Below are 11145 nucleotides of genomic sequence, written 5' to 3' on the forward strand. Positions count from 1 at the left end.
AGCCATATTTGGCACTGCTTAGCCCTGCAGCTCCAAGCGCTGTGTCTTCGGCAGGCTGGCCACAATGATCGCGTGTGACTCGGCAATGAGTTCGCGTAGATGTGCCGTGGGCACCGATCCGTCGAGCCGCACCGTAATCCAATGCTTTTTGTTCATGTGATAGCCGGGCAGGATTCCCTCGACACTCAGAATGAGTCTCGGCACATTCTCGGGGAGCGCTTTCAGTGTGATCGACGGATGTTCGGCATCCGGACGGTCGATCGAGAATACTTTTCCGCGCACCTTGAAAACACGGGTTTCGGGACCGAAGGGATAGGTCTCGTCGGCGCCGTTGAGTTCGAGCAGAAAGGCTGTGAGCTCGTCGGGCGACATTGTTGATCTCCTTCGTAATTGGATGACATTCACAGCACTATGGCGGCTTTCGTGCAGATGAGCTTTGCATACTTGCACCTTCGCCCGAGCGGATCCTCGCCCGTGGCTTGTCTATCACGAACCGCTGGACTCGCGTCCGAGTGGCTCACCGGTGAAAATACATGCTTACTGCTCTTGCTGCCCTCTCTGCTCGATTCCGTTCCGCAACTCGCACCACTGCTCCTGACAGTGCAGCGGGGGAGGAAGGCCCTCTGGCACCCGACGTCGGCGCAGGGTCAACACGCACTCAGCTTCGCCGCCGCCGTCAAGGACGCAAGCATCTGCTCGCCGTCGGGGCAGTGCTCACTATCGGTGCCGTCATCGGCACCGGATTCGGGGTGCAGTCGGTCATGGCCAATGCTGCCGAACAGACGAAGCATGAGGCGGCGCTCAGCGCTGCCGCATCGGCCCAGGCCGCCGCGCTCAGGCTGCAGGTGACGCAAGCCCGCATCCATGTCACTCTCGCGACGGCATTTGCCACACGCACCGCCGAGGCGGTCGCCAATGACGGCACTGTTGCGATCGCCGCGGCTGCGGGCAAAACGGATGCCACGGTTCTCGCCGCATCGGTCACCGAACTCAGCAAGACAACCCAGATCAGCACGACAACGGCCACTGCGGCGACCGCGCTCATCCCAGACCGCGTGATGCAGCTTGCTGCACGCACGGAAGCCGCAACGGCGTCGGTACGCGCGGCGACGGCTGAGGTCGACCGTGTCGCCGGGGAGCAGGCCGCGGCCGCAGCTGCCGCGGCGCAGGCTGCCGCGGCCGCCGCTGAGGCCGCCGCGCAGGCTGCCGCCGACGAGAAGGCGGCAGCAGCCCCGTCACGGCCGGCTGCCCCGACCGACCCGAGCGGAGCGCAGGCGATTGCCCGCGACCTGATGCTCTCGCAGTACGGCTGGGGCGACGACGAGTTCGGGTGCCTCGTCAGCCTGTGGAACAAGGAATCAGGTTGGAATGTGAACGCCTACAATTCCTCAAGCGGGGCAGCCGGAATCCCGCAGGCCCTGCCGGGCAGCAAGATGGCCTCGGCTGGTGCCGACTGGCAGACGAATCCTGCAACGCAGATCACCTGGGGGCTTGGCTACATCGCGGGCCGGTACGGCACCCCGTGTGGAGCGTGGGACCACTCGGTCTCAAACGGCTGGTACTAGGGTCACTGAACCCGCCGAAGGACTGGATCCCACGGCATCCACTGGGTATATAGGCATGATTCCTTGGACTTTCGCGTGAGGGCGTGAGAGCGTAGACGGCGCTACTGAGGTTTGCTCAGGTTGATTTCTCCACACTGAAACCAGCGCCAGCCGCGACCGTTGGCCGAGCGCTACTGATCAAGAATTGTGGCGCCCGCGCTCGCAATTCGCTTGAGAAAGTCATGCTTACCCTCCCCACAACACACACGCCAGGCCGAGCCGGAGCCCGAACTCAGACTCACGAAGAAGTTCACACAGAAGATCACGCAGAGGCCTCGTTCTCAGCTCGACCTTCGCCCCTCGAGCCAGTCCGCACGCCGTCCCGGCCAACGCGAGCTCGAAACATCATTTTCACGACCGGCGCGATGCTGACGATCGGTACGCTGGTCGGCACTATCGCGGTGACGCAGTTTGCGTTGGTGGGGCACGAGAGCAGCGTCGCCGAGACGGCAGCTGTAGCCGCCGGCACTGGAATGCACAAGGAGCAGCTTGTCGCTTACGCGGGCGTCACATCAGCCCACGCCGAGCGGAATGCCCAAACCACCATCGCGAATGCGAATATCGTGATCGCGGCGGCACAGGGCAAGACGGATGCGACAGCGCTGTCGGCGTCCGTCGCGATGCTGGGCAACTACACTATTCTCAATTCGGACCGGGTCTTCGCTCTGGTCGACCAAACCCAAGCCAACGCCTCTCTGGTGACGGCTGCGACGCTCGAGGCCGATCGGATTGCTGCCGAGCAGGCGGCCGCTGCTGCTGCTGCTGCTGTGGCTGCCGCTGCTGCGCAGGCCGCGGCGGATGCGGCGGATGCTGCAGCGCGTGCATCCGTGGTGTCTGCGCAGGGCCCCGCAGTGTCATCGCGTCCCGCCGCTCCGACCGACCCGAGCGGGGCTCAGGCGATCGCCCGTGACCTGATGGCCGCGCAGTATGGCTGGGGCGATGATCAATTCGGGTGCCTGGTCAGCCTGTGGTCTCGGGAATCGGGCTGGAATGTGAATGCGTACAACGCCTCGAGCGGCGCGACGGGCATTCCACAGGCCGTCCCGGGAAGCAAGATGGCCTCGGCCGGCGCCGACTGGCAGACGAATCCCGCCACCCAGATCACCTGGGGGTTGGGATACATCGCGGGGCGTTACGGCACTCCGTGTGGCGCCTGGGATCACCTGGAATCTGCCGGCTGGTACTGAGTTCGCGCGACTGCCGTGCTGTGGATAAATCGCGCGCGGCGGCTCGGAAGTGCCTTACGGTGTCGGCATGACCGTGTTCACTCGTCGCCCCAGCGCGGGCTCATCCGTGCATGCGGTGCCGGGGTTGATCATGACGGTGACCGGTCTGGTCACGATCTCGGCTCTGCTCCTCTGCGGATGTGTGTCCACACCGGTTCCGCGGCCGAGCGTTCAAGCGACGGCTCCCGGGCCGATCTTTGCCTCAAATGAGGAGGCGCTGAGGGCGGCGACTGAAGCGTATTCCGGCTACAACGAGATGTCGGACCGGATCTTGCGGGAAGGTGGCGCCGGGCCGGACCGAATCCGTGAGTTCACGTCGAAGGAGATGGCCGAGATCGAGATCGAAAGTTACACGAACTTAGCAGCTGAAGGGCGCCGGATGACTGGCGAAACTTCCTTTTCGAACGTAACTCTTCAGTCTGTAGTTGATGGAACCGTGTCGGTATATGTCTGCTCGGACCTATCACAAGTCGAGATGCTGGACAGCAGAGGGATCTCGACGGTGCCTGCTGGCCGTGCTGATCGGTTTCCGACCGTGGTTTCTCTCAGCCCGGATCGCTTTGCTTCGAGCCGACTCGTCGTCGCCGCGGTAGAGCTTTGGGAAGGTTCTGGTGTCTGCCCATGAGTGGATTACGAACCTCCCTTATTGCCGTTGGCCTGGTTTCACTTTTGACGTTTGCCGTGTTGGAGGCGGCTCCTGCGACGGCTTATGCATGCAGCAAGGAATCCATCGCAAACGACACGTGTCCTCCGTCTGTCGGCGGGAAGGTCGATGATGACGGGGGTGGTGTCACGGTGGGCGGCGGGTATGACACCGGCGGGGGCGGAGCCGGGTCTGGTGAGGGGGAGCCCGGTGCGGGTGCGGATGGTGGGGGTGTGGTACCGGGTATGGATGTTAATGATCCGCTCTATTTCACGCGTGACACGTTTGGATCGGAGTGCCCGGTGGGGGCGCCGTGTGATCCGGGCCTGGTGGTGCGGGTGGGTGATCTGGTGAATATTCCGGCGGCCAAGCCGACAAGTGGCATGGAGCCGAATGGGTGGGCGATCGTGGGGCTGCCGGCGAATTTCTATTCGCAGGCGGAGGCACATGTGCGTAGTGGTGTTCTGCTGGGCTATCTGGCAGAGGTGCGCTTTACCCCGCTGGGCTTCAGTTGGGCGTACGGTGACGGTTCGCACGGTCGAACGGGCACGGGTGGTGAGTCGTGGGCGGCGCAGGGGCGTGCGGAGTTTGATGAGACGGCCACGAGCCATGTTTATGGCGAGTCCGGGTCGTTCGTGGTCACGCCGCGGGCGCTCTACACGGCCGAGTTTCGGTTCAACAATGGGGCGTGGCGCAGTGTGGTGGGCACGGTTTCGGTTGCGGGTCCCGCGTTCACGGTGGTGGTTGGCCAGGCCAAGACATTGCTTGTGGGTTCGGATTGTCGCGGCAAACCCCAGGCCCCCGGCTGTTGAACCAGTCTCGCGGCCGGGATACGTGGTCTCGACACGCTCGACCCACGGTTCGGTGATCGAGCCGCACCCATCCGTTGATCGACCCCCTCCCGCTGATCGAGCCTGTCGAGATCCCGTGAGCCAGCCTCGAGACCGTGGACCGTGGTCTCGACAAGCTCGACCCACGGTTCAGCGCTCGAGCCCGCACCCCTTCCGCTGATCGAGCCTGTCGAGATCCCGTAAGCCAACCTCGAGACCGTAGACCGTGGTCTCGACCGGTTCAAGTTCTCGATCCCTCCACAGACACAGCTTCGAGAAGTTATGCACCGATACTGAGAAAAGCTCGTAATCATGTTCGTTCTTTGGGAGAATAGAGCTATGTCAATCACCTCCCCACCCCCCGTCTCCGCCCCGGAGCCGACACCCGCCCCGGGTGCGTCGGCACCGACCGCGGCCATGGTGCTGGCGGTGCTCGAACAGGCCCGCTCGGTTCTGGCGGTGCTCGGCACTGTCAGCCCCGACCGGTTCACCGACGACGACCTCCTCGGTGTGCTCGGCGCGTTCGAAGGTGTGGGCCGGCTGGTTGATGCGGGCCGGGTGGCTGTGGCGGCGACGGTCGAGGAACGCTCCGGCCGGTGGCTGGGCCGCGACTCCCTCGCGGCAAAGCGGGGCTGCACGAGTGGCATCGACCTGATCACCCGGATCACCCGCATTTCCGGCCGTGAAGCGAAACGCCGCAGCGCGCTCGGCCTGCGAATGCAGGACACGCAACACGTCGGCACGATCATCCCCGCACTGTTCCCCACGGTCGGTGCCGCAGTGGCCGACGGCTCACTGGGGGTGGATGCGGCGGAGGTGATCATGTCCGGTCTGGCCGAGATTTCCCCGCGTGTTGCCCCCGATGATCTTGCGGCTGCGGAACGCGCTTTGGTGTCTGCGGCGACGGGCACGATTACGGCCGAGAATGAGGGTGAGCCGGGCGCCGGCTTCGCGTTCTCGGCGGACTCGATGCGGGTGCAGATGTTGCAGTGGCAGGCGGCGCTGGACCCCGACGGGGTGGCACCGAACGAGGTCGAGGGTGAGGCGACGAGCACGATCAGTTTCGGCCGCTTCAAAGACGGCATCTACCCAGTGCGGGGCGGTGTCACTCCTGATCTGTACGGAATCATGAACCTCACCTTCGACGCGTTCATCGCCGCCCACAAGACCCCCGCGTTCCCCACCGCCGCCGAACAAGCCCGCGACCAGGCACGCGACGACCAAGCCGAGTTCGACGGACAAGACCTGAACGACGACCACGACCACGACCACGACCATGACGACCACGGTCAGGGTTCAGCCTCAGCTGAGGTGCCTCTTCCCGGGTCGGCCGGGCATGAGTTCGATGATGTCGACACCCGTACGGCTGGGGAGAAGCGGGCCGATATTCTGCGCGGCATGTTCACCCAGCTGGCCCAGGCCGATAATACTCCCAGCATTGGTGGTGCAGCGCCGACGGTGGTGGTGCATGTGAACGTGAACGATATTGAAGCCGGGCGCGGTGTCGGCTGGATCGACGGTGTCGACGCCCCCATTTCGCTTCGTACGGTGGATCAGATGATGTGTGCCGGAGGCACCCAAACGGTTCTGTTTGGTCCGAACGGTGAGGTTCTGACGCTGACCGATCCGCAACGACTGTTCAACCGTGCCCAACGCCGGGCGATCCTCGCCCGCGACGACGGCTGCGGCGTTCCCGGCTGCGATGCCCCCACACAGTGGCTCGAATTTCATCACGTGATCCCCTGGAGCAAAGGCGGCACCACCGAAGTCGACAATGGTGTGGCGCTGTGTTGGCGACATCATCACACCATCGAAACGTCCGGCTGGGAGATCCTCATGGTCAACGGCCGACCCCAAGTGAAAGCCCCGGCCTGGATCGACCCGACCCGCACCTGGCGCGACGCAAACCGCCACCGCACCGACACCCACCGCCGAGACTGAACCGCCGCGACTGAGCCAACACGCCGCGACTGAGCCCGCCGCGACTGAGCCCGCCGCGACTGAGCCCGCCGCGACTGAGCCCGCCGCGACTGAGCCCGCCGCGACTGAGCCCGCCGCGACTGAGCCCGCCGCGACTGAGCCCGCCGCGACTGAGCCCGCCGCGACTGAGCCCGCCGCGACTGAGCCCGCCGCGACTGAGCCCGCCGCGACTGAGCCAACTGCCGCGACTGAACCCGCCGCTACCCCCCAGAGTGCCGGCTATTTGAACGCGGCGAAGCCGGTCAGCGCGCGCCCGATCACGAGTGTGTGCACCTCGTCGGTTCCCTCGTAAGTGCGCACCGATTCGAGATTGGCCATGTGCCGCATCACCGGAAACTCCGAGGTAATGCCGTCGCCGCCCAAGATCGACCGTGCCTCACCGGCAATCGCGATTGCCTCCCGCACATTGTTCAGCTTGCCCACGCTGATCTGATTCGGCGTGAGCTGCCCCTGCTCCTTCAGGCGTCCCAGGTGCAGAGCGAGCAATGTGCCCTTCTCATACTCAAGGAACATGTTTGCCAGCTTGAGCTGTGTCAATTGCATTTCGCCGAGATGCTTGTCGAAAACCCGGCGGCTCGTCGATCGAGCGATTGCCACCTCAAGACACGAACGTGCGGCACCCATCACACCCCAGACAATCCCATACCTGGCCTCATTCAGACAGCTGAACGGTCCAGAAAGTCCTCGGGCGTCCGGCAACATTGCCGTGGCCGGCAGGCGAACGTCCGAGAGGGTGACGTCGCATTGAATGGATGCCCGCATCGAGAGCTTGGTGTCGATTTCGACGGCACGAAACCCCGGAGTGTTCGTCGGCACGACAAAGCCGCGCACTCCCTCGTCTGTCTGGGCCCACACGACGGCCACATCGGCAATGCTGGCCAGCCCGATCCAGCGCTTGCTGCCGTTCAACACCCAGTCATGTCCGTCACGGGTCGCGGTCGTCTCCATGGCTGCCGGGTCGCTGCCACCGGTCGGCTCGGTGAGCGCAAAGCAACCCACCGCGTCTCCGGCGGCCATCTTCGGCAGCCAGGTGGTCTTGTGTTCCTCAGAGCCGAACTTTGCGATTGCCGACATCGCCAAGGATCCCTGCACCGAGACGAACGTGCGCCATCCGCTGTCAACCGCCTCGAACTCCAGACAGACCAGGCCATAGGCGACGGCGCCTGCGCCGGCACAGCCATAGCCCGAGAGATGCATGCCAAGGAATCCAGCGGCACCGAGCTCGGCGATGAACTCACGGCGAAAGTGCTTGTTCTCAAAGTCCTGCTCGATCGTGGGCTGAATGCGCGTCGTCGCAAATTCGCGCGCTCGGTCGCGCCACCCGATCTCCTCGGGGGTGAGCAAGGCATCGAGGTCGAAAACCGTGTCGACGGCGAGCGAAGAAGTGTCAGTGCCGGCGTGGGTCATTGTGCTTACTCCTTGGTGAGAACGGATGCTGCGGGTGCAACGGTCAGGGGGATGGAATCTAGCAGCCACTCGGCGCCCTCATGCTCGCCCAGCCGAGGCGGGCCGGCACGATACGTGGGGGGAGTGGCCGAGAGTCGAATGGGGTTCACGACGTGAGGGGCCCCCGCGATCGTCGCGGTGCCTGCCAGGCCGAGTTCGTCGGCGAGCTCCAGCGCTTCGGCCACGGTGTTCACCGGCCCAGCCGGCACACCCGCCGCGGCCAGCAGCGGAAGCCAGGTTGCGGCCGGTCGCTCGATGAGTCGGGCCTCGAGCAGGTCATGCAGCATGTCTCGGTGCGCGACTCGCTGGGGGTTGGTCGCAAACCGGGGGTCGTCGGCCAGGTCGGTGAGTTCGAGAACCTCGGTGAGGTTGCGAAATTGCCGATCATTTCCCACAGCAATCGCGATTACTCGGTCGGCGGCGTTCAGCGTTTCGTAGGGCGCGATACTCGGATGCGCGTTGCCCAGCCGTGCGGGGGAGACCCCCGTCGTGAGGGTGCTCGCCGCCTGGTTCACGAGGCCGGCGAGCAACGATTGCAACAGATTCACCTCGACGCGCTGGCCGAGGCCGGTGCTGTCGCGCACCCGCAGTGCGGCTTGAATTCCGACGAGGGCATTCAGCCCGGTCAGCACGTCGACCAGAGCCACACCCACCTTGGCAGGCTTGTCTGGTTCGGTTCCGGTGATGCTCATCAGCCCACCCACCGCTTGTACGAGAAGATCATAGCCGGGCAACGCTGCCCCGGCCTCGGCGCCGAAACCCGTGATCGAGCAGTAGACAAGAGCCGGACGCTGCGCGGACAATTCGGCATAGCCCAGACCGAATCGTTCCATGGTGCCCGGCCGAAAATTCTCGATCACGATGTCAGCCGACAACGCGAGTCGTGTGGCCGTGGCGAGCCCCTCAGGGGTACTCAGGTCACACACGATTGAACGCTTGCCCCGGTTGACACTTGAAAAGTAGGTGGCCATCCCGTTGGCGTCGACCGGTGGGCGCCAGGTGCGTGTGTCGTCGCCAGCCGGATGCTCGATCTTGATCACGTCTGCGCCGAAGTCGGCGAGCATCATTGTCGCGTAGGGTCCGGCGAGAACGCGAGAGAAGTCAGCGACCCGTATTCCAGAAAGCGCGCCGAGCTGGGGCGCTCCAGCTGTGGGCTCGCCGGGTGGTAGATGTGGCGTCATTGGTTCATCCCCCGTGTGATTCGAGATCCGATTCTTCCGCTCAAAGATACCGTGTGACACCCGACGGCAGACTGGCCCGACTGTCCAGAGGGCGGGAAGAGACTCGCCGAGCGGGCGATCAGAGGGGAGCGCGCCGCGTGTCCGATGCCGATGCATGCGCCTCTGCTCAGCGCTCATCCGAGACGGCCCCACCTCCCCGGCCCGCAGTGGTGGCTCGAACTGGCGATCGGCCTGGCCGTTCCGCTGGGCCTCGACCGAACCCTGCCGGAGCGCGCGCGGGGAGCGGGGGCAGCGGCACTCGTGGCGGCAGCCCTTTTCGGCTCCTATCTGCTCTACGACTCCGCGATGGTGGCCTGATCCGGTTACCAAAGTGAGCCGAAATGTGGCATAGTTTTTCAGCTACCGGTGCGCGTTGTCTGCGCCGACAGGCAGAACGCGCGGCAAACTGAGGTCGCGATTCCCTTCATTTTTCGAATCTGTAATCGTCTGGACTCCGTGTGGTTCTCGTCTCCCTCGTGCTGAAGCACGCCGCGCCCTACAAGGCGTGGATCGCGGCCGTCTTCGTGCTGCAACTCATCTCGACTATCGCTTCGCTCTATCTGCCGAGCTTGAACGCGCAGATCATCGACAAGGGCGTCTCGACCGGTGACACCGACTTCATTTGGTCGACCGGCATGACAATGCTCACGGTCTGCCTGGTGCAGGTGGCGACGGCCATCGGCGCCATCTACTTCGGCGCCCGCACGGCCATGGCCATCGGCCGGGACATGCGGCGCGACTTCTACCGCAAGGTCGACTCGCTCAGCGCCCTGGAGCTCGGTCGCTTCGGCACCGCAACCCTGATCACGCGGGGCACAAACGACGTGCAGCAGGTACAGATGCTCGTGTTGATGACCCTCAACTTCATGGTCTCGACGCCCATCATGTGCATCGGCGGCATCATCATGGCGCTGCGCGAAGACGCCGGGCTGTCCTGGCTCGTCTGGGTGTCGGTCCCCACCCTTTTCATCATCGTTGGCTTTTTGGTCTACCTGCTCATGCCGCTGTTCCGTCAGATGCAAGATCGCATCGACGGAATCAATAGCGTGCTGCGCGAGCAGATCGTCGGCATCCGTGTGGTGCGTGCCTTCGTGCGCGAACCGTTCGAATCCGAGCGTTACCGTACCTCGAATGAGAACCTCACCCGGGTCTCGGTGAAGGTCGGCAACATCTTCGTGCTGATGTTCCCGGTCATCATGATGGTGTTGCACCTCGCCACCGCCGCCGTGCTCTGGTTCGGCGGCCACCGCGTCGATGCCGGTGACATGCAGATCGGTTCGCTCACCGCTTTTCTGCAATACCTCTTGCAGATTCTGATGGCCGTGATGATGGGTGTCTTCATGGTCATGATGATTCCCCGTGCCGTCGTCTGCGCCGAGCGTATTGCGGATGTGATGGGTACGGAATCGAGCCAAGCCGGCCCGAGCGAACCCACTGAGGAGACCCCGACCCACGGCCGCGTGGAGTTCCGCAACGTGACTTTCGGTTACCCGGGCGCCGAGCGTCCCGTGCTCGACAACATCAGCTTCACGGCCGAACCGGGCACGACCACCGCCATCGTCGGCTCCACCGGCGCCGGCAAGACATCGCTGATCAACCTGATTCCACGGCTCTACGACCCGCAGGCCGGTGAGGTGCTGATCGACGGAGTTCCCGTGTCGCGCCTCACCCGCGATCAGGTCTCGAGTGTGGTCGGCCTCGTCTCACAGAAGCCCTATCTCTTCTCGGGCACGATCGCCTCGAATCTGCGGTTCGGCCGGGCCTCGGCGACCGACGACGATTTGTGGCAGGCACTCCGCATCGCCCAGGGTGAAGACTTTGTGAAGAGCAAGGAAAAGGGTCTCGACGACCCGATCGCCCAGGGCGGCACGAACGTCTCCGGCGGCCAGCGTCAACGGCTCTGCATCGCCCGTGCCCTCGTGGCCACGCCTCGGGTCTACCTCTTCGACGATTCGTTCTCGGCGCTCGACGTCGCGACGGATGCCCGCTTGCGGGACGCCCTCGGCGAAGCGACCGGTGACGCCACGGTAATCATCGTCGCCCAGCGAATCAGCACCATCATTGGGGCCGACCAGATTGTGGTCGTCGACGACGGTGTCATCGTGGGCCGCGGCACACACGAAGAATTGGTCGACGGGAATGAGACCTATCGCCAGATCGTCGAATCTCAGCTCAGCGTTGAAGAGGTGGCATAAC

General features: G+C 64.2%; 10 protein-coding genes. 7 read left to right on the plus strand and 3 right to left on the minus strand.

Annotated elements, in window-relative coordinates:
• Positions 1–18 precede the first annotated feature (18 nt).
• On the minus strand, positions 19–372 hold the full coding sequence (locus HNR05_RS02520) for an MmcQ/YjbR family DNA-binding protein (RefSeq protein ID WP_179577593.1): 354 nt from the start codon (positions 370–372) through the stop codon (positions 19–21).
• A 161-nt stretch (positions 373–533) separates the two neighbouring features.
• Between HNR05_RS02520 and HNR05_RS17480 the strand changes: the two genes are divergently transcribed.
• The 5 genes from HNR05_RS17480 (at position 534) to HNR05_RS02545 (ending at position 6244) form a co-directional block, all read left to right on the plus strand.
• A complete protein-coding gene (locus tag HNR05_RS17480; RefSeq protein ID WP_246318334.1) occupies positions 534–1565 on the plus strand; it encodes an aggregation-promoting factor C-terminal-like domain-containing protein in 1032 nt (343 codons plus the stop codon).
• 404 nt (positions 1566–1969) lie between these two features.
• Complete coding sequence (locus HNR05_RS02530; RefSeq protein ID WP_179577594.1) at positions 1970–2791, plus strand: aggregation-promoting factor C-terminal-like domain-containing protein; 822 nt, start codon at positions 1970–1972, stop codon at positions 2789–2791.
• Between the two features lie 67 nt (positions 2792–2858).
• On the plus strand, positions 2859–3455 hold the full coding sequence (locus tag HNR05_RS02535; protein ID WP_179577595.1) for a hypothetical protein: 597 nt from the start codon (positions 2859–2861) through the stop codon (positions 3453–3455).
• 263 nt (positions 3456–3718) lie between these two features.
• Positions 3719–4285, plus strand: a complete 567-nt coding sequence (locus HNR05_RS02540; RefSeq protein ID WP_179577596.1) for a hypothetical protein — start codon at positions 3719–3721, stop codon at positions 4283–4285.
• A gap of 357 nt (positions 4286–4642) precedes the next feature.
• Positions 4643–6244, plus strand: a complete 1602-nt coding sequence (locus tag HNR05_RS02545; RefSeq protein ID WP_179577597.1) for an HNH endonuclease — start codon at positions 4643–4645, stop codon at positions 6242–6244.
• Between the two features lie 258 nt (positions 6245–6502).
• Here the strand turns inward: HNR05_RS02545 and HNR05_RS02550 are convergent, their stop codons facing one another.
• Both HNR05_RS02550 and HNR05_RS02555 read right to left on the minus strand, forming a co-directional pair.
• A complete protein-coding gene (locus HNR05_RS02550; protein WP_179577598.1) occupies positions 6503–7690 on the minus strand; it encodes an acyl-CoA dehydrogenase family protein in 1188 nt (395 codons plus the stop codon).
• Positions 7691–7695: 5 nt separating this feature from the next.
• On the minus strand, positions 7696–8910 hold the full coding sequence (locus tag HNR05_RS02555; protein WP_179577599.1) for a CaiB/BaiF CoA transferase family protein: 1215 nt from the start codon (positions 8908–8910) through the stop codon (positions 7696–7698).
• A 150-nt stretch (positions 8911–9060) separates the two neighbouring features.
• Between HNR05_RS02555 and HNR05_RS02560 the strand changes: the two genes are divergently transcribed.
• Together HNR05_RS02560 and HNR05_RS02565 are read left to right on the plus strand one after the other, a co-directional pair.
• A complete protein-coding gene (locus HNR05_RS02560; RefSeq protein WP_179577600.1) occupies positions 9061–9267 on the plus strand; it encodes a hypothetical protein in 207 nt (68 codons plus the stop codon).
• Positions 9268–9407: 140 nt separating this feature from the next.
• Positions 9408–11144 carry an ABC transporter transmembrane domain-containing protein gene (locus HNR05_RS02565; RefSeq protein ID WP_179577601.1) on the plus strand — a complete coding sequence of 579 codons (1737 nt, stop codon included), beginning with the start codon at positions 9408–9410 and terminating at the stop codon, positions 11142–11144.
• Position 11145: the final 1 nt, after the last annotated feature.

The sequence above is a fragment of the Leifsonia psychrotolerans genome (assembly GCF_013410665.1).
Classification (GTDB): domain Bacteria; phylum Actinomycetota; class Actinomycetes; order Actinomycetales; family Microbacteriaceae; genus Cryobacterium; species Cryobacterium psychrotolerans_A.

Excerpts from the sequence above, each read along its gene's own strand:
- HNR05_RS02520 (WP_179577593.1), bottom strand. The coding sequence starts at position 372 with ATGTCGCCCGACGAGCTCACAGCCTTTCTGCTCGAACTCAACGGCGCC.
- HNR05_RS17480 (WP_246318334.1), top strand. The coding sequence starts at position 534 with ATGCTTACTGCTCTTGCTGCCCTCTCTGCTCGATTCCGTTCCGCAACT.
- HNR05_RS02530 (WP_179577594.1), top strand. The coding sequence starts at position 1,970 with ATGCTGACGATCGGTACGCTGGTCGGCACTATCGCGGTGACGCAGTTT.
- HNR05_RS02535 (WP_179577595.1), top strand. The coding sequence starts at position 2,859 with ATGACCGTGTTCACTCGTCGCCCCAGCGCGGGCTCATCCGTGCATGCG.
- HNR05_RS02540 (WP_179577596.1), top strand. The coding sequence starts at position 3,719 with ATGGATGTTAATGATCCGCTCTATTTCACGCGTGACACGTTTGGATCG.
- HNR05_RS02545 (WP_179577597.1), top strand. The coding sequence starts at position 4,643 with ATGTCAATCACCTCCCCACCCCCCGTCTCCGCCCCGGAGCCGACACCC.
- HNR05_RS02550 (WP_179577598.1), bottom strand. The coding sequence starts at position 7,690 with ATGACCCACGCCGGCACTGACACTTCTTCGCTCGCCGTCGACACGGTT.
- HNR05_RS02555 (WP_179577599.1), bottom strand. The coding sequence starts at position 8,910 with ATGACGCCACATCTACCACCCGGCGAGCCCACAGCTGGAGCGCCCCAG.
- HNR05_RS02560 (WP_179577600.1), top strand. The coding sequence starts at position 9,061 with ATGCATGCGCCTCTGCTCAGCGCTCATCCGAGACGGCCCCACCTCCCC.